Genomic DNA, 16,692 nt, shown 5'->3' with positions numbered 1-16,692 from the left:
CCTATGCGGCAATCGTCTTCGTCGGCGCTATCGTGTTGGGCTTGCTGTAGACCCCCGTTCCCGTATTTTTCCCTAACTTTGGCGTCCGCTCCCACCGAGCGGGCGCTTTTTGCTGTCATGTCATGCGAATAGCCGATTGACAGCATGACGCAGGGTGGGTCCTGATACCCGTCTTTACGAGCGCTTGCGCATACCGCTGCACGGTAGATGAGCGCCGGAAATATCGAAGTCAGGAAACGTCCATGCGCAGAATTTTTGCCGCCGCTGTTGCCGTTGTTTTGTCCGCCGCCGCGCTCGCCGCCCCCGCCGCTGCGCAAACTCCGATCAAGATCATGGTCGGCGGCATCGACAAACAGATCTATCTGCCGGCGAAGCTCGCGGCGCAACTCGGCTTCTTCAAGGAACAGGGTCTCGACGTCGAACTGTTCAATTCGACATCCGGTTCGCAGGCCGCGACCGCGCTGCTCGCCCGTGAAGTCCAGGGCGTGGTCGGGTTCTACGATCACACCATCGATCTGCAGTCCAAAGGCAAGTTCATCACCTCGGTGGTGCAGTTCGCCGTCGCGCCTGGCGAAGTCGTGCTGGTGAAAGCCGCGGATGCCGACAAACTGAAGGACCCCGCCAACTGGAAGGGCCAGGCGCTCGGCGTTACCGGCCTCGGCTCCGCCACCGACTTCCTGACCCGCGCGCTCGCCGCCAAGGCAGGGCTGAAGGTGCAGGACTACACGCTCGTCCCGGTCGGCGCCGGCGATACGTTCCTGGCTTCCATGCAGCAGGGCAAGATCGTTTCCGGCATGACCACGGAGCCGACGGTGGCGCGCGCGGTCAAGAATGGCACGGCCAAAGTCGGCATCGACCTGCGCACGCCGGAGAGTACCCGCGCTGCACTTGGCGGCGATTATCCGGCCGCGTGTCTCTATATGGACCGCGCCTGGATGGAGGCGAACAAGGAGACGGCGCAGAAGGTCGTCAATGCCTTCGTGAAGACGCTGAAGTGGATGAACAGCCACTCGCCCGAGGAAATCGCGGCCCAGATGCCGAAGGACTATTATGCCGGCGAGCTCGATCTCTATGTGCAGGGTCTGCGCGAAGGCAAGCCGCAATATTCGGTCGACGGCATGATGCCGGCAGGTGCGCCGGAATCGGTGCTGAGCGTGCTGAACAGCTTCTCGCCCAACCTCAAGGGCAAGACCATCGACCTCGCCAAGACCTACACCACGGATTTCGTGGTCAAAGCCAACGCGACGAACTGAGCATGACCGCAATCGCATCGCCCTCCGCCGTCGCGCTGAAGAACGTCGCGCGCCGCTTCGTCACGCCTTCGGGTGACGTTCTCTCCGCGCTCGAGGATTTCGACCTTAGCATTGCGCCCGGCGAATTCATGGCCGTGGTCGGCCCCACCGGCTGCGGCAAATCGACGACGCTCGGGCTGATCGCCGGCCTCGCCCGCCCGCAAGGCGGCGAAGTCACATTGTTCGATGCGCCGGTGACCGGTGTCGATCGCCGCGTTGGCTTCGTGTTCCAGCAGGACGCAGTATTCCCGTGGCGCGACGTGCTCGGCAATGTCATGGCCGGACCGCTGTTTCGCGGCGTACCGAAAGACAGGGCGGAGGCCGCCGCGCGTGACTGGATCATTCGCGTCGGACTGAAGGGCTTCGAACATCATCATCCGCATCAGCTCTCAGGTGGCATGCGCAAGCGCGTGGCGCTGGCGCAGACCTTCATCAACAATCCGCAAGTGCTGCTGATGGACGAGCCATTCTCCGCGCTCGACGTGCAGACCCGCGAATTGATGCAGGAGGAATTGCTGCAACTGTGGGCGCAGGCGAAATCGGCGGTGCTGTTCGTGACGCATGATCTCGACGAAGCCATCCTGCTGGCCGACCGCGTTGCGGTGCTGACCACGCGACCGGCGCGGGTGAAGTCCGTCCACACCATCGACCTGCCGCGCCCGCGCGATGTCGCCACCTTGCGCTACGACGAACGCTTCATCGCCATCGCGCGAAAAATCTCCGACGACCTGCGCGAGGAAGTCTTGCGCGCACGGGCGGGACATTGACATGACCGAGTCAACAGTCACCGCCCCTCTCGCCACCGACGGCCGCATCGAGACCGCCGTTCAGCGCATGCGCCGCCACCAACGGCTGGTGCTGACGCTACGGCTTGCCGTTCTGGTATTCCTGATCGGCGGCTGGGAATTCGGCGTTCGCCTCGGCGTCATCGATCCGTTCTTCTTCGGCCAGCCATCCGGCATCGTCACCAAGCTGATCGACTGGACCGAGAACGGCACGTCAATCGGGCCGCTGTGGAAGCAGATCTGGGTCACGATCTACGAGGCCGGCGCCGGCTTCCTGATCGGTTCGGTCATGGGCATCCTGTGCGGCATCGCGCTGGGGCGTAACCAGCTCCTGTCGGACGTGTTCTCGATCTACATCAAGGTGGCCAACTCGATCCCGCGCGTGGTGCTCGGCTCGATCTTCATCGTCGCCCTCGGCCTCGGCGCGGCCTCGAAGATCGCGCTCGCTGTCGTCATGGTGTTCTTCGTGGTGTTCGCCAATGCCTTTCAGGGCGTGCGCGAGGCCGACAAGAACCTGATCGCCAATGCGCGCATCCTCGGCGCCAGCAACTGGCAGATGACCCGCGCCGTGGTGCTGCCCTCGGCGCTGTCGTGGATTCTCGCCAGTCTCCATGTGTCGTTCGGCTTCGCGCTGGTCGGCGCCATCGTCGGCGAATTTCTCGGCGCCCGCGAAGGCATGGGGCTGCTGATTGCCACCGCGCAAGGCTCGTTTGATTCCAACGGCGTCTTCGCCGCGATGATCGTCATTGCGATCGTGGCGCTGCTGGCCGAATGGATCTTGACCATGATCGAGAACCGGCTGCTGACCTGGCGCCCGGATACCACCGTTAACGAGTAATATCCGAAGCCCGGCGCGCTTGATTCAAACGGGCGCGCCGGCGGTCATTTCTTCTGCAACAATGTTGTCCGCTTCCCCGCGACGACACATTACTCCGCCGCGACGAAACCGTTTTGCACGATTGACGCAAATTTCCTGAAACGGCCGCTGGGTACATCTCCTGCCAACGAGACGCCGAACGGGCGCTCATTCACAGGCGCCCAAACGGAGTTTCCCATGATCACCCTCGCTTCCTTCGAACGAAAAATTCGCCGTGCCGCCATTGCCATTGGCGCGCTCATTGCCGGCGCCTTCTCCTTTGCCCATCCGGCAGCCGCAACGCCGCTGCCGCTGTTTCCGTTCTTCATGGCGCCGCCAGTACAGAGCGGGCCTTCGCCTTACATGCAGTCTCCGCAGATGGATGACGAACGCCCGGCCATCGAACAGCCCGCGCGCTTCAAACGCCAGATCGTCAGCTATCCGACCCGCGAAGCCCCCGGCACTGTCATCGTCGATACGCCGAACACCTATCTCTATTACGTGCTCGGCAATGGTCAGGCGATCCGCTACGGCATCGGTGTCGGCCGCGATGGCTTCACCTGGTCCGGTGTGCAGACCGTGACCCGCAAGGCCGAATGGCCGGCCTGGACCCCGCCCGCTGACATGATCGCGCGCCAGCCCTATCTCCCACGCCACATGGCCGGCGGCCCCGGCAACCCGCTCGGCGCCCGCGCGATGTATCTCGGCGGCACCATCTATCGCATCCACGGCACCAATATGCCGGAGACCATCGGCACGCAGGTCTCGTCGGGCTGCATCCGCCTCACCAATCAGGACGTGTCTGATCTGTATTCCCGTGTCACTGTCGGCACCAGGGTTGTCGTGCTGCCAATGGACCGCCGTGCAGACGGCGCAAGTGGCAAACGCGGCTAATCTGAGGCACGGCTCCTAACTGGCGCGGGTCGTCCCGGCATTGTAGTGTCCCCGCGTTTTCGAGCGGGGACATCATGCGTCTAAAACCAATTCTGATCGGCGCCGTGCTGGTCGCGATCTTTTTCGTGGTCGCCCTCAAGGTGATGGACTATGTGGCACCCCGCGGCGCCGGTTCGGCGCCGGTACTGGTCGCCTTGCCGCCACTGCCGGCTTCGCCTACGCGCAGCTCCAGCATCGTCGCCCCCGTCGCCATCGCACTCAGCGCGATCCGCGACGCCGCCGACCGCGGCGCGCCGCACAGCTTCAATGGCATCGCGGATAATCCCGCACAGCAACTGCTTCAGGATGCCGATATCAAATGGACGGCAGCGCGAGGGCCGATCGCAGCCACCGGCGCGCAGGACACGCTGACCATGTCGACGCCGTTGACCGGCACGCTCAATGTCTCTGGCGCGATCTCGACAAATGTCCGCGACGCCCTGGGCGGCGCCCTCGGCAACCTGCTGGGTGGCAATGTCGCCAAGCAACTCGGCAACATCAACATCAAGAACGTCAATGCCAATGCGGAAATCCGTGGCAATGTGGTGGTCTCGGCGCAGCCGCGGCTGACCCCGAACTGGCGCATCGAACCGAACCTCGCCGCGCAGGTGACGCTCGGCGACACCAGTGCATCGGTCGCGGGCGCGCGCATCAATGTGCCGGCACAGGTCAAGCCCATGATCGACAATGCGGTCAACGAGCAGATCGCCGCCGTGCAGCAGCGGCTGCGCAACGATCCGGCCTTCGAGCAAAATGCCCGGCGCGAATGGGCCAGGCTCTGCAGGTCGATTCCGCTGCAGGGAGCGAGCGCGTTGCAAAGCCTGTTCCTCGAACTGAAGCCGACGCGTGCCGTTGCTGCCCAGCCCCGCATCGATGCCAGCAATGTGACGCTGACCCTCGGCGTCGAAGCCGAAACGCGCGTGACGTCGACACAGACCCAGCCGAATTGTCCGTTCCCTGCCACGCTGGTCATCGTGCCGCCCGGCCCCGGCAAACTCAGCATCGGTGTGCCCGTGGATATGCCGTTCACTGAACTGAACAAGATCATCGAGGCGCAACTCGCCGGCAAGACGTTCCCGGAAGACAATTCCGGCGCGGTCGCAGTGACGGTGAAGAAGGCAACCGTCTCGGCCTCCGGCGACCGTCTGCTCATCTCGTTGCTGGTGAATGCGAAGGAGAAGCAGAGCTGGTTCGGCCTTGGCGGCGAAGCAACCGTCCATGTCTGGGGCAAGCCTGCGCTCGATCAGGCGGCGCAGACGCTGCGTTTCACCGATCTGGAACTCGCCGTTGAGTCTGAAGCGGCCTTCGGCCTGCTCGGCGCGGCAGCTCGTGCTGCCATGCCATTGCTGCAGAACACGCTGGCGGAACGTGCGACCATCGATCTGAAACCCTTTGCCTCGAACGCGCAAAAGAAGATCGCCGCCGCCATCGCGGACTTCCAGAAGAACGAAAATGGCATCCGCGTCGGCGCCGAGATCAGCAGCCTCCGCCTTGGCGGGATCGCCTTCGATTCCAAAACGCTCCGGGTGATCGCGGAGGCCGACGGCGCCATCAATGTGAATGTGACGGCGCTGCCAAATCTGTAAGGCCCAACGCCTCGACCGATCACGGAAAACTGCTCTGCCTCGTTCTTGCCCCTCAAAATGAACGGGCGCAGGATGCCGGCGCTAGCCAAGCTGCACAAGCAGCGAAAATCCCAGGGAGCACGCCCCATGAAGTCACTTACCGCCACAGTTGTGGCCGGCCTTGCTGTCGCATTCATGTCCTCGACAGCCCATGCTCAGATTTCCGACGACGTCGTCAAGATCGGCGTGTTGACGGATATGTCGAGCCTGTACGCGGACGCCACCGGCAAAGGGTCGGTTGTTGCGACCGAAATGGCCGTCGCCGACTATGGCGGCAAGGCCGGAGGCAAGCCGGTGCAGGTGATTTCTGCGGATCACCAGAACAAGCCTGATGTCGGTGTCAACATTGCGCGTAACTGGTACGACAATGACAAGGTCGACGCGATCTTCGACGTGCCGACATCCTCCGTCGCGCTGCCTATCTCGGCCCTGACCCGCGAGAAGAACAAGATTCACATCAATTCCGGCGGCGGCAGTTCGGATATCACCGGCGCGCAGTGTTCGCCGAACACCGTGCACTGGACCTATGACACCTATGCACTCTCGAATGTTGCCGGAAAGGCGATGGTGAAGCGCGGCGAAGACAGCTGGTTCTTCATCACGGCCGATTACGCATTCGGCGCGGCGCTGGAGCGCGATGCTGCCAATGTCGTGAAGGAGACCGGAGGCAAGGTGATCGGCGCGGTCAAGCATCCGCTCAACTCGTCGGACTTCTCCTCATTCCTGCTGCAAGCCCAGGCCTCCAAGGCCAAGGTGGTTGCGCTGGCCAATGCCGGCGGCGACACCACGAATGCGCTGAAACAGGCGGCAGAGTTCGGCATCATCAAGGGCGGCCAGAAGATGATCGCGCTGCTGCAGGAGATCACCGACACCCATGCTCTCGGGGTCAAGGAGGCGCAGGGCCTGATCGCCACCGACGCATTCTATTGGGACATGAATGACGAGACCCGCGCCTTCTCCAAGCGGTTCAACGAGAAGGTCGGGCATATGCCGACGATGATCCAGGCCGGTCTCTATTCGGCGACCATGCACTACCTGAAAGCCATCGATGCTATCGGTACCGATGAGGCGCCAAAAGTGATGGCACAGATGAAGGCTACGCCGATCCACGACTTCTTCGCCAAGAACGGCAAGATCCGCGAGGACGGCCGCATGATCCACGAGATGTATCTGTTCGAAGTGAAGAAGCCTGAAGAGTCCAAGGGTGAATGGGATCTCTATAAGCTGCTTGCAGAAGTCCCCGGCGATGAGGCGTTCCGTCCGCTCGACAAAGGCGGCTGCCCGCTGGTGAAGGGCAAGTCATAAAACAACAGTAATCGCTACTCGTGACGAAAAGGGCGCGCCCGGAAATCGGACGCGCCCTTCTTCATTTACTTAACGCCACGCTGGATCGCGTTAGGTCGAATACTTGAACTCAGGCATCGCCTTCAGCTGATCCTTGCTGGCGCCGCTCAGCACCGCATGGTCAGGGTACCAGGGATTCGACTTCGCTGGCGTTGCGGCTGCAGGAGCCGTACCCGAGGTGGCTGCACCCGTTGTCATGCCGTTCGACGTCGATGTCGACTTCATGCCCGACGAACCGCCAGTTGAAGACACTGTGGTCGCGACCGGCTCGTTCACGAATTTGACCTTGTCATAAGGCACAGCGATCAAATGTTCGCCCACGCCAAGGAAACCACCGACGCCGATCACCACGGCCTTGATATTACCTTCCTTGTCGGTCAGCAGGTCGTTGATCGAGCCGAGGCTCTCATTGGCTTCGTTATAAACATTAAGGCCTACGATCTTCGAAGTCCGCCAATTACCATTGAACGTCGAATCTGACGCCCTGACCGGCGCAGCGGCTGGCGGTGTGGTTGTCGTCGTATTCGCGCTTTGCGCAAAGGCCGCTGTTGCCAGCAGTGCCGAACCAACGATACCAGCCGTCATATATTTCTTGAACATACGTTCCTCCTGTCGTTGTGGAAGCTTAAAACCAACGCGGAGATACAGTGACTGTTCCGGTTCCACACGAAATTGGGTGTTAGAATTCGCCCCAATAGGATGCAACGCCGTAGTGGCGATGCAGCGCTTCTTCCTGCGACCGATCGCCCCAGTCGAATTCGCGTTGCTCCGTAAATGACGGCGCGCTGCGCAATTCCTCTTCACTGATATCAAGTTGATAGGCGTCAAGTTTGCAATTGAAGGTCAGCCGCGCCCAAGGCAGCGGCAGCAGATTCGAACCAAGACCGAGAAAGCCGCCGAAGCTGAGGATCGCGTAGGACACTTTACCACTGATCTTGTCGATCATCAGCCGCTCGATATGACCGATGCGTTCGCCGTTCGGACGCCGTACTGCTGTTCCCTCGATCCGGTCGCTCGCAATCAGACTATGCGGCTTCGTCATGACGTCGGGTGTCATTGTCGCCTCCATAAAATCAATTGAAGGAATAACAATGGCCAGGCGCGATTCTTGTTCCCGCAAATGGAAGGGAGCCTGCAAACACCACCTTTCCCTCGCGGGAAAGATGGTGGAGAGCCTGTTTGGTCTGCGCGTCGCGGTCGTCGTATCAGGTCTGATAGTCGATCAGCAGCGCGGTGAAGGACGTCGTGCTACTCGATGCCGTCGTGTTGGTTCCGCTGGCGCTGTAGGAACTCGAGGACGAGGCCTCCAATGATTGCTTCAGCGAGTCCAGGAACTGCTTCATGATGTCGGAGACGCTGCTCGTACTGGTCGTACCACCGGTGCTGTCGCTGCTATCGGCGCTGTTCGACGGCGGAGGGCCGCCATGACCGCCGCCGGGATGTGGGCCGCCGGCGCCGTGATGGCCACCCGCTTCACCTGGTCCGCCATTGGCGAAGGCCGACTGGAACACGCCCTGCAATTCGGTGGCCTGGTCCGAGGTCAGCTTGCCGCTGGAAACCTGGGCACTGATCAGGTCGTCGATCTTCGATTTCATATCATCGGGCGATGGCCGGGTCCCGCTGCTCTGGCCCGAACGGTCGGCCTGCAACGACGTGTCGATATCGGTCAAAGCAGACGACAGCGCATCCTGATCGCCGCTGCTGATTTTCCCCGACGTAAGTTCAGACTGCAGCTCCTGCTGCAATTTCTGAAGGGGGGACTGGTAGGAACTGCTGGACGCAGCCGAGATAGAGGTCATGATCTGCTCCAAGATGCTTGCCGAGTGCTCGCAACTTGCAGTTAACCTTCTTAACGAGGTCTTGTTCTCGCCTTGCCGACATGTTGCGAGTTGTTACACCCAGCACACCAGCAATAGTCTGAAACAAAAAACTTCTGCAGCCCGAGCCGATCCCGGCCAAAAGAGTTCGCATGGCAAACGTACCGAACATCCTGGTCGTGGAAGACGACCGCGAAACCCGTACGCTGATCGCAAAGTATCTGCGTACCAATTCCTGCAACGTCACCACCGCTGCCGACGGGCGCGAGATGGAAAAGGTGATGGCCGACACCCGCGTCGACCTGTTGATCCTCGACGTCATGCTGCCCGGCGAAGACGGCCTCAGCCTGTGCCGCAAGGTCCGCGCGGAGTCGCAACTGCCGATCATCATGTTGACCGCTCGCGGCGAGGACGTGGACCGTATCCTTGGCCTGGAGATGGGCGCAGACGATTACCTGCCGAAGCCGTTCAATCCGCGCGAATTGCTGGCGCGCATCAATGCGGTGCTGCGCCGACAGGCCACGGCGCTCAATGCAAGCGCCACGCCGAACGCCACGGCGCTGTCATTCGCCGGTTGGCAGATCGACCTGCGCCTGCGCGAATTGCGTAATCCCGAAGGCGCGCGCGTCGCCATGACCTCGGCCGAATTCGATCTGCTGCGCGCATTTGTCGAGCGCTCCGGTCGCGTGCTGTCGCGCGACAGCCTGCTCGATCTCACGCAAGGCCGCAGCGCCGGCTCGTTCGAGCGCAGTATCGACGTGCTGGTCAGCCGTATCCGTCGCAAGATCGAGATCGATCCGCAGGACGCACAGATGATCAAGACGGTGCGATCCGGCGGTTACATGTTCACGCCCACCGTGGAAGCGGTTGCGACAGCAACTCCCAACTAGCGGACAGGGATGTTCAGCGTCCTCAATTTACGCCGGATCAGCGGCCAGATTACCGCTCTGGTGGTGATATCGATCGTTGCGATCCACGTCGTCCTTTCGATTCTGTTCACGCTGATGCGGCCGGATCAGAACGATCCGCAGCGGGATCGCGGCCACGGCGAGTTGATTGCGATTGTCCGCCTGTTGAGTGCGACGCCGGCGGCTGACCGCCCCGCCTTGCTGGTGAACCTGAAGAACGCCTTCCCCCATTTCGACATCCAACCGGTCGCGCCGGGAGCGGCGGTGACCACCGACGATGGTTCCGACTATACGCGTCGCGGCCTGCGCCGAGGGCTCGGCCCGGGCGTGCGGTTGCTGGCGATCACCGGCGAGCCGGACAGGCTCGGGATTGCACTGCCGGGCGGCGAAATATTCTCGTTCAGCAGCCGGCCGGAGCGACGGCCAGGCTTCTTTCTGGGCGGTCCGTGGGTTCTGACATTTCTGTTCGTGGTGATCAGCCTGACGCTGCTGGGCCTGTGGGCGGCGCGCATGCTGGCGGCTCCGCTCTCGGCCTTTGCGAAAGCGGCCGAAGAATTCAGCCTCAGCGGCTCGGCCGAGCCTCTCCCGGAACGCGGTCCCGAAGAAATCCGCTCGGTGGCTCGCGCCCTGAACCGGATGCGCGAACGTATCGGCACGCTGATCGACGACCGCACCAAGATGCTCGCCGCCATCAGCCACGACCTGCGCACGCCGATTACCCGCTTGCGTCTTCGCTCGGAATTCATCGAGGATGACGGCCATCGCAGTCATATGCTGCGTGATCTCGATCAGATGCGCTCGATGCTGGAAGCCGTGCTGTCATTCCTGCGCAACGACCGCCGCCTCGAGGCGATGACACTCACCGATATCGCAACCACATTGCAGCTGATCGCCGATCAGTTTGCTGATATCGGCCACACGGTCACCTATCTGGGGCCGTCCCATGCCATGGCCATGGCCCGACCCGACGATCTGCATCGCGCGGTGACCAACCTTGTCGAGAACGCCGTAAAATTCGGCTCCGAGGCGACAATCTCCCTGACCATGTCAGAGGGTGGCGCCATCATCGACGTTGCCGATGACGGTCCCGGCATTTCCGATGCACAGAAGAACGCGATGCTGCAGCCCTTCGTGCGCGGCGATGATGCCCGCAATATGGACCATGAAGCCGCGGGCTTCGGGCTCGGCCTGTCGATTGCCCGCGCCGTGACGCTGGCCCATGGCGGCGAGCTGACATTGCTGAATCGTCAGCCGCGCGGCCTGATCGTGCGCATTACGCTGCCAGCACGGGATACGAATACAGCCGCGGCATAAGGCTCAGTTCGCTTTCACCGCAGGCGCGACGCTGTGAAGCGCGCCCGGCTTGCGCAGATGGATCGTGGCGATGTCATCGCTATAGATCTTCTCCCAGCCATCGACGCGATCGAGCAATTTGGTCGCTGCGCTTTGGGTACGTAGCAAGGTTGCCTCGATTTCGTAGTCCTTCAGTAGCCGGAACAGATTGTCCGGCTCCATCAGACCGCTGGCATTGTTGTGATCGACCATCAGCTTTGTGCCGAACAATTCGGTCCGGCCATCGATGAAAGTGGGCACGCCGCGCGCAATCAGATAGCCGCCGAAATCGTAGTCGTTGAACACGCGGCTGAGATTGAGCTTCTTGAGCTCGGTCACCGCCGCGGCCGGCGCTCCTGTTGCGACCGGTGCGTAACGCTGCACGGAGCCAAGAACAAACGTAATTGCGATCAGACAGAGCGCGAGGCCGGCGAACAGCCAACCACGCGGCGACGATGGCGCGGGCGCGGCTGGTTGATCAGGGAAGCCGATCCGCTCACCCAGCGGCCTGGCGAGGACCAGCGGCGCCAGAAGCGCCAGCACCTCCGCATTGCGGACATGACTGAGGGCCATGAACACGAAGCCCATCACGAGCACGACGCGCATCGGCGGCAGCGCGATGCCGCGCCAGAGCGCCAGCGCGAACGCGACCAGCACGGTCAGCTCCAGAGGCCCGGCATGATCGAAATTCGCAGGCCGCCATTCGCCGATCAGCGCCAGCGCTTCACCGAGATTGAGGATACGGCGCGATGCCAGCAGCGAGTCCCAGCCATAGGGTGTCACGCAACTTGCAGCGAGCGCGGCGATGCCGAACAGCGCCCAGCGCAGCAACATCTTGCGCTGCGCGGAGGCCGGCGTGTGCCAGATGGCATCGATACCGATCGGCCCGATCAACATCAAACCCAGGACGAAGCCACCATGCAGATTGGCCCACAAGACCATCAGCGGCAGCAGCCAGAATGACGGCGCCGTCTTGCGATCCATCGCGGTCACGAGACCCGCCACCCAGGCCACCATCACCGGCATTGCCAGCACATGCGGCCGCGCCATCAGATGCGGCGTCATCAGCGCCAGCGCCGTCGCAACGAAGATGATCGTCGCGGTGGCCGGCAGGCGCCTATCCAGAAAGCGCGTCAACACAGCCATCGTTACAGCCAGTGCGGCGACAGCGAGCACCACCACCCCGGTCCAGCCCGCGCCGGCATAGGCAATCGCATAAAGCACCTGAGCCAGCCACTGGGTCGAGATCCATGGCTGGCCGTACATCGTGAAGGAATAGATGTCGGTCGTCGGCACCGTGTGATGATCGAGAATCCACCGCCCGACAGCGATCTGCCAATACGGATCGGGATCTCTCAGGAGGGCGTTGCCTGCCGCGAACCACAGCGCATAGACCACAACCCCGCCCCACAGCGGCAGCAGCCCTTGCAGTGGCCTGCGCGCCTCGGCGGAATGGGTGGCGGACATCGTCATGCTCGGCATGCCCCTAGAAAGTCGCAGGAAAAGCGCTGGAATACCGCAGCAAACCACAGCTGGGCATAATTTGGGGTAAATACCGGGCGGAACTCGTGAATCTGGTCTAGAGAAAGACTCAATTCGAGCCCTAATCCCGGATAATTGAATCAGATGGTTTAGGCCGTCTGAAAGGCCCGCTCCGCTACTGGCGGAGAACGAAGCTTCGAGATCATTCATGAAACGTATTTCACTGTTCCTGGCGGCAATGTCTGCGGTTGCCGCCCTGCCCCAGACGGCTTCGGCCCAGCAGCGCTCCGACTACGATGCCATGGTCGCCATGCATGCCCAGGCCAATGGCGTGCCTGAGGCGCTGGTACATCGCGTCATCGTGCGCGAAAGCAAATATCACCCCAACCTGATCGGCCGCGGCGGCACTATCGGGCTGATGCAGATCAAGCTCGCGACTGCGCGCGGCGTTGGCTACACCGGCACCGCCGAAGGCCTCCGCGATCCCGACACCAATCTCACTTATGCGGTGAAATACCTCGCCGGCGCCTATCGCGCTGCGAACGGCAATCACAATCGCGCGGTGTCGTACTATGCCGGCGGTTACTACTATGCTGCGAAGCGCCAGCGCCGCGAGGTTTCCGCGCCGCCGCACCAGCCGATCTTTGCCAAGGATGCCGAGCGCCAGCGTCTGCAGGAGACGGCCAATGTCAATGCACAGGTTCCGAAGCCGTAACTGTGCGTGATTCGGTGGAATCCCAAGGGATTCCCTGGGCGCGTTGACACGCCCACCCATAGGTTTACATTAGAGTCGTTCCGAGGGGGGCTCCGACGAGGAGCTGAGATACCGCAAGCTCGCACTTTTCCTGTTCCGGAAAAGAGGCGCGAGACCGCGGTGACCCTTTGAACCTGATCCGGGTCATGCCGGCGAAGGGACAGGGATGTTTCAGACGACGCAATCTCCGCGCGGGGACTCTCCCGTAGCGGGTCAATCGATATCAGTTGTTGGTGCTGGCATTGCCGGCGCTTGGCAGGCGTTGATGCTTGCCAAGGCGGGGCACGCCGTGACGCTGCATGAGCGCAGCGACGCGGGCATGCATGACGCCACCAGCCACTGGGCCGGCGGCATGCTGGCGCCTTGGTGCGAAGCGGAAGTCTCCGAACCCGTGGTCTCCCGCCTCGGCCTGCGCGCGCTGGACCTGTGGCGCGAGGAACTCCCCGACACGCCGTTCAATGGCTCGCTGGTCGTCGCGCATGCGCGTGACCGCGCCGATTATGAGCGCTTCGCCCGGATGACATCTGGCCATACACGGCTGGATGCGACGAAGCTCGCCGAGCTTGAGCCATCGCTGCAGGGGCAGTTTCGCGATGCGCTGTTCTATCCCGGCGAAGGCCATGTCGAGCCGCGCCGCGTGTTGCCGCAACTCCATGCACGGATCACCGCCGCCGGCGGCATTATCAAATACAACAGCGAACAGCAGCCAAAAGATCTCGACGGACTGGTGATCGACTGCCGCGGCCTTGCTGCGCGCGACGATGCCGGCGCGCCGAAGCTGCGCGGCGTCAAGGGCGAGATCATCATCGTCGAGACGGACGAAGTGCAGCTGTCGCGCCCGGTACGCCTGATGCATCCACGCTGGCCGCTTTATGTGATCCCGCGCGCGGACAATCGCTTCATGCTCGGCGCAACGTCGATCGAGAGCGAGGATCGCGGTGTCAGCGTGCGCTCTGCGCTTGAACTGCTCGGCGCTGCCTATGCCGTGCATCCGGCCTTTGCCGAAGCGCGCATTCTCGAATTCGGCTCGGGCCTGCGTCCGGCTTTCCCCGACAACCTGCCGCGCATCGCGATCGACAAGAATACGATCACGGTGAACGGCCTCTATCGCCATGGCTTCCTGCTGGCGCCTGCGCTGGCGGAGCTGACGCTCAATTATGTGCAGCGTGGCGAGATCGACAATGAGGTGATGCAATGCAAGTGATCGTCAATGGCGAGCACCGCGAGATCGAGGCGTCGCATGTCGGCGCGCTGCTTCAGGAGCTGGACTACGAAGGCACGCATTGTGCGATTGCTCTGAATTTCGACGTGGTGCCGCGCAGCCAGTGGGCGCAGACGCCGCTGAAAGCCGGCGACGAGATCGAGATCATCACGCCGCGGCAGGGAGGCTGATTGCTGATGGTGAGTTTCTACGGCAAGGAATTCAAATCCCGCCTGCTGATCGGCAGCGCGCTCTATCCGTCGCCCGCGATCATGCAGGACGCGATCCGCGCGTCCGGCGCCGGCATCGTCACCGTGTCGCTGCGTCGCGAATCCGCGGGCGGCAAGACCGGCGATGCATTCTGGTCGCTGATCCGCGAGCTCGATGTCACCGTGCTGCCCAACACCGCGGGCTGCCGCAGCGTGCGCGAGGCAGTCACCACCGCAAAGCTCGCGCGCGAATTGTTCGGCACGCCCTGGATCAAGCTGGAAGTCATCGCCGACAACGATACGCTGCAGCCCGATGTGGTTGGCCTCGTCGAAGCCGCCGATATCCTGATCAAGGACGGCTTCGAAGTCTTCCCCTATTGCACCGAGGACCTCAGCGTCGCGATGCGTCTGGTGGATGCCGGCTGCAAGGTGGTGATGCCATGGGCGGCGCCGATCGGCAGCGCGCGCGGCATCATCAATGCCGATGCCTTGAGGCTGCTGCGCGACCGCCTGCCCGATATCACGCTGGTGGTCGATGCCGGCCTGGGCGCACCGTCGCACGCCGCCGAAGCGCTCGAACTCGGCTATGATGCCGTGCTGCTCAACACCGCCATCGCCAAGGCCGCCGATCCCGTGGCCATGGCCAATGCGTTCCGTCTCGCCGTCGATGCAGGTCGCCTCGGCTATGAAGCCGGCCTGATGGGCGCGCGCGATTTCGCCTCCCCTTCCACTCCAGTCATCGGGACACCGTTCTGGCATGCCGTATCCTGACCGTTTCTATCCCGTCGTCGACACCGTAGCCTGGGTCAAGCGCCTGACCGCGCTCGGCGTCGGTACCGTCCAGCTCCGCGCCAAGGATCTCGACGACGCCGCGGCGACAACGCTGTTTCGCGAGGCGCTGGCCGTCACCCATGGCACCAAGACGAAGCTGGTGGTGAACGACTACTGGCGCGTCGCCATCGAGCTCAAGGCGCAGCATCTGCATCTCGGCCAGGAAGACCTCGCCGAAGCGGACGTTGCCGCGATCCGCAAGGCCGGCATCACGCTGGGCCTCTCCACCCATGACGAGGACGAACTCGAAACCGCATTGCGCGCCAATCCGGATTACGTCGCGCTCGGGCCGATCTTCTTCACGACGTTGAAGTCCATGCGCTTCGCGCCGCAGGGCATTCCGAAAATCTCGGTATGGAAGAAGCGCATCGGCACCCTGCCATTGGTCGCGATCGGCGGCATCAAGTTCGAACAGGCCGAAGAGATCTTTGCCGCCGGCGCGGATTCCATCGCCGTCGTCAGCGACGTCACGCAACACGCAGACCCGGACGCCCGCGTCCATCAATGGCTTGGCGCATCCGCCAAAGCAGCCTGACATTTCAAGAACGACAACGGAGGATTAGTCCATGAACATCCGCTCCAATCCCGACACCACCCTGCCCGCCGTCACCACCGGCAACCTGCCCTCGTCGCGCAAGATCTACGCGATCCCGGAGAGCGCCCCCGACCTGCGCGTGCCGCTGCGCGAGATCATCCTCTCCGAAGGCGCCGGCGAGCCGAACCTGCCGGTCTATGACACGTCGGGTCCCTATACCGATCCGGACGTGCTGATCGACGTCAATAACGGTCTGTCCCGCGCGCGCCTCGAATGGGTCAAGGAGCGCGGCGGCGTCGAGGAATATCAGGGCCGCGAGATCAAGCCGGAAGACAACGGCAATGTCGGCGCGGCGCATGCTGCGAAGTCCTTCAAGGCCTATCACAAGCCGCTGCGTGGCGTCGGCGATGCCATGATCACGCAATATGAATTCGCCCGGGCCGGCATCATCACCAAGGAAATGATCTACGTCGCGGAGCGCGAAAATCTCGGCCGCAAGCAGCAGCTCGAGCGCGCCGAGGCCGCGCGCGCCGACGGCGAAAGCTTCGGCGCCGAAGTGCCGCTGTTTGTCACGCCGGAATTCGTGCGCTCGGAAATCGCGCGCGGCCGCGCCATCATCCCCTGCAACATCAACCACGCCGAACTCGAGCCGATGATCATTGGCCGCAACTTCCTGACCAAGATCAACGCCAATATCGGCAACTCCGCTGTCACGTCGTCCGTCGAAGAAGAAGTCGACAAGATGGTGTGGGCGATCCGCTGGGGCGCCGACACCGTGATGGACCTCT

The 16,692-nt window shown here is 62.5% G+C and carries 18 protein-coding genes and 1 riboswitch; of the genes, 14 read left to right on the top strand and 4 right to left on the bottom strand.

The features are described from left to right. Nucleotides 1-242 precede the first annotated feature (242 nt). The 6 genes from ACEK02_RS22315 to ACEK02_RS22290 all read left to right on the top strand — a co-directional run bounded on the left by ACEK02_RS22315 (nt 243) and on the right by ACEK02_RS22290 (nt 6,796). A complete protein-coding gene (locus ACEK02_RS22315; protein ID WP_371423733.1) occupies nt 243-1,253 on the top strand; it encodes an ABC transporter substrate-binding protein in 1,011 nt (336 codons plus the stop codon). 2 nt (nt 1,254-1,255) lie between these two features. Further along, nucleotides 1,256-2,059 carry an ABC transporter ATP-binding protein gene (locus ACEK02_RS22310; RefSeq protein WP_371423732.1) on the top strand — a complete coding sequence of 268 codons (804 nt, stop codon included), beginning with the start codon at nt 1,256-1,258 and terminating at the stop codon, nt 2,057-2,059. A gap of 1 nt (nt 2,060) precedes the next feature. After that, entirely contained in the window at nt 2,061-2,915 is an 855-nt protein-coding gene (locus ACEK02_RS22305; RefSeq protein ID WP_371423731.1) for an ABC transporter permease, read from the top strand. A 216-nt stretch (nt 2,916-3,131) separates the two neighbouring features. Then, nucleotides 3,132-3,827 (top strand): L,D-transpeptidase, encoded by a 696-nt coding sequence (locus ACEK02_RS22300; RefSeq protein ID WP_371423730.1) that lies wholly within the window; start codon nt 3,132-3,134, stop codon nt 3,825-3,827. Nucleotides 3,828-3,901: 74 nt separating this feature from the next. After that, nucleotides 3,902-5,452 carry a DUF4403 family protein gene (locus ACEK02_RS22295; RefSeq protein WP_371423729.1) on the top strand — a complete coding sequence of 517 codons (1,551 nt, stop codon included), beginning with the start codon at nt 3,902-3,904 and terminating at the stop codon, nt 5,450-5,452. A 126-nt stretch (nt 5,453-5,578) separates the two neighbouring features. Then, the gene (locus ACEK02_RS22290; protein ID WP_371423728.1) at nt 5,579-6,796 is read left to right on the top strand and encodes an ABC transporter substrate-binding protein; all 1,218 of its coding nucleotides are present in this window, start codon (nt 5,579-5,581) and stop codon (nt 6,794-6,796) included. 90 nt (nt 6,797-6,886) lie between these two features. Here the strand turns inward: ACEK02_RS22290 and ACEK02_RS22285 are convergent, their stop codons facing one another. From ACEK02_RS22285 to ACEK02_RS22275, 3 genes are all read right to left on the bottom strand, one after another. Next, complete coding sequence (locus ACEK02_RS22285; RefSeq protein WP_371423727.1) at nt 6,887-7,435, bottom strand: PRC-barrel domain-containing protein; 549 nt, start codon at nt 7,433-7,435, stop codon at nt 6,887-6,889. A 79-nt stretch (nt 7,436-7,514) separates the two neighbouring features. Further along, entirely contained in the window at nt 7,515-7,973 is a 459-nt protein-coding gene (locus ACEK02_RS22280) for a PRC-barrel domain-containing protein (RefSeq protein WP_371423726.1), read from the bottom strand. A 67-nt stretch (nt 7,974-8,040) separates the two neighbouring features. Continuing rightward, on the bottom strand, nt 8,041-8,634 hold the full coding sequence (locus ACEK02_RS22275; RefSeq protein WP_371423725.1) for a hypothetical protein: 594 nt from the start codon (nt 8,632-8,634) through the stop codon (nt 8,041-8,043). A 170-nt stretch (nt 8,635-8,804) separates the two neighbouring features. Here ACEK02_RS22275 and ACEK02_RS22270 point away from each other — a divergent pair, with 170 nt between their 5' ends. Then, nucleotides 8,805-9,542: a response regulator gene (locus tag ACEK02_RS22270; RefSeq protein WP_371423724.1), complete on the top strand. Its 738-nt coding sequence runs from the start codon at nt 8,805-8,807 to the stop codon at nt 9,540-9,542. Between the two features lie 9 nt (nt 9,543-9,551). Continuing rightward, nucleotides 9,552-10,874 carry an ATP-binding protein gene (locus tag ACEK02_RS22265; RefSeq protein ID WP_371423723.1) on the top strand — a complete coding sequence of 441 codons (1,323 nt, stop codon included), beginning with the start codon at nt 9,552-9,554 and terminating at the stop codon, nt 10,872-10,874. A gap of 3 nt (nt 10,875-10,877) precedes the next feature. Here ACEK02_RS22265 and ACEK02_RS22260 read toward each other — a convergent pair whose 3' ends face one another. Next, nucleotides 10,878-12,365, bottom strand: a complete 1,488-nt coding sequence (locus tag ACEK02_RS22260) for a hypothetical protein (protein ID WP_371423722.1) — start codon at nt 12,363-12,365, stop codon at nt 10,878-10,880. A 217-nt stretch (nt 12,366-12,582) separates the two neighbouring features. On the opposite strand from ACEK02_RS22260, the gene ACEK02_RS22255 reads away from it, so the two are divergent. The 6 genes from ACEK02_RS22255 to ACEK02_RS22230 all read left to right on the top strand — a co-directional run. Continuing rightward, nucleotides 12,583-13,089, top strand: coding sequence for a transglycosylase SLT domain-containing protein (locus tag ACEK02_RS22255; protein WP_371423721.1), 507 nt, complete (start codon nt 12,583-12,585; stop codon nt 13,087-13,089). Nucleotides 13,090-13,162: 73 nt separating this feature from the next. Next, a riboswitch (TPP riboswitch) is annotated at nt 13,163-13,307 on the top strand. Further along, nucleotides 13,295-14,332, top strand: a complete 1,038-nt coding sequence (locus ACEK02_RS22250; RefSeq protein WP_371423720.1) for an FAD-dependent oxidoreductase — start codon at nt 13,295-13,297, stop codon at nt 14,330-14,332. (Overlaps the previous riboswitch by 13 nt.) Then, nucleotides 14,323-14,520 carry a sulfur carrier protein ThiS gene (gene thiS / locus ACEK02_RS22245; RefSeq protein WP_371423719.1) on the top strand — a complete coding sequence of 66 codons (198 nt, stop codon included), beginning with the start codon at nt 14,323-14,325 and terminating at the stop codon, nt 14,518-14,520. Before ACEK02_RS22250 ends, thiS begins: the two co-directional genes overlap by 10 nt. A 6-nt stretch (nt 14,521-14,526) precedes the next feature. Beyond that, nucleotides 14,527-15,309: a thiazole synthase gene (locus ACEK02_RS22240; RefSeq protein ID WP_371423758.1), complete on the top strand. Its 783-nt coding sequence runs from the start codon at nt 14,527-14,529 to the stop codon at nt 15,307-15,309. Next, on the top strand, nt 15,296-15,904 hold the full coding sequence (locus tag ACEK02_RS22235; RefSeq protein ID WP_371423718.1) for a thiamine phosphate synthase: 609 nt from the start codon (nt 15,296-15,298) through the stop codon (nt 15,902-15,904). Before ACEK02_RS22240 ends, ACEK02_RS22235 begins: the two co-directional genes overlap by 14 nt. Nucleotides 15,905-15,935: 31 nt before the next feature. After that, a partial coding sequence (locus tag ACEK02_RS22230; protein ID WP_371423717.1) for a phosphomethylpyrimidine synthase ThiC occupies nt 15,936-16,692 on the top strand: 757 nt, incomplete at its 3' end.

The organism is Tardiphaga sp. (genome assembly GCF_041424195.1).
GTDB lineage: Bacteria > Pseudomonadota > Alphaproteobacteria > Rhizobiales > Xanthobacteraceae > Tardiphaga.
The sequence above is the reverse complement of the archived record's forward strand: the minus strand, read 5'-3'. Positions and strand labels throughout refer to the sequence as shown.

Excerpts from the sequence above, each read along its gene's own strand:
- ACEK02_RS22315 (WP_371423733.1), top strand. The coding sequence starts at position 243 with ATGCGCAGAATTTTTGCCGCCGCTGTTGCCGTTGTTTTGTCCGCCGCC.
- ACEK02_RS22310 (WP_371423732.1), top strand. The coding sequence starts at position 1,256 with ATGACCGCAATCGCATCGCCCTCCGCCGTCGCGCTGAAGAACGTCGCG.
- ACEK02_RS22305 (WP_371423731.1), top strand. The coding sequence starts at position 2,061 with ATGACCGAGTCAACAGTCACCGCCCCTCTCGCCACCGACGGCCGCATC.
- ACEK02_RS22300 (WP_371423730.1), top strand. The coding sequence starts at position 3,132 with ATGATCACCCTCGCTTCCTTCGAACGAAAAATTCGCCGTGCCGCCATT.
- ACEK02_RS22295 (WP_371423729.1), top strand. The coding sequence starts at position 3,902 with ATGCGTCTAAAACCAATTCTGATCGGCGCCGTGCTGGTCGCGATCTTT.
- ACEK02_RS22290 (WP_371423728.1), top strand. The coding sequence starts at position 5,579 with ATGAAGTCACTTACCGCCACAGTTGTGGCCGGCCTTGCTGTCGCATTC.
- ACEK02_RS22285 (WP_371423727.1), bottom strand. The coding sequence starts at position 7,435 with ATGTTCAAGAAATATATGACGGCTGGTATCGTTGGTTCGGCACTGCTG.
- ACEK02_RS22275 (WP_371423725.1), bottom strand. The coding sequence starts at position 8,634 with ATGACCTCTATCTCGGCTGCGTCCAGCAGTTCCTACCAGTCCCCCCTT.
- ACEK02_RS22270 (WP_371423724.1), top strand. The coding sequence starts at position 8,805 with ATGGCAAACGTACCGAACATCCTGGTCGTGGAAGACGACCGCGAAACC.
- ACEK02_RS22265 (WP_371423723.1), top strand. The coding sequence starts at position 9,552 with ATGTTCAGCGTCCTCAATTTACGCCGGATCAGCGGCCAGATTACCGCT.
- ACEK02_RS22260 (WP_371423722.1), bottom strand. The coding sequence starts at position 12,365 with ATGACGATGTCCGCCACCCATTCCGCCGAGGCGCGCAGGCCACTGCAA.
- ACEK02_RS22255 (WP_371423721.1), top strand. The coding sequence starts at position 12,583 with ATGAAACGTATTTCACTGTTCCTGGCGGCAATGTCTGCGGTTGCCGCC.
- ACEK02_RS22250 (WP_371423720.1), top strand. The coding sequence starts at position 13,295 with ATGTTTCAGACGACGCAATCTCCGCGCGGGGACTCTCCCGTAGCGGGT.
- thiS (WP_371423719.1), top strand. The coding sequence starts at position 14,323 with ATGCAAGTGATCGTCAATGGCGAGCACCGCGAGATCGAGGCGTCGCAT.
- ACEK02_RS22240 (WP_371423758.1), top strand. The coding sequence starts at position 14,527 with ATGGTGAGTTTCTACGGCAAGGAATTCAAATCCCGCCTGCTGATCGGC.
- ACEK02_RS22235 (WP_371423718.1), top strand. The coding sequence starts at position 15,296 with ATGCCGTATCCTGACCGTTTCTATCCCGTCGTCGACACCGTAGCCTGG.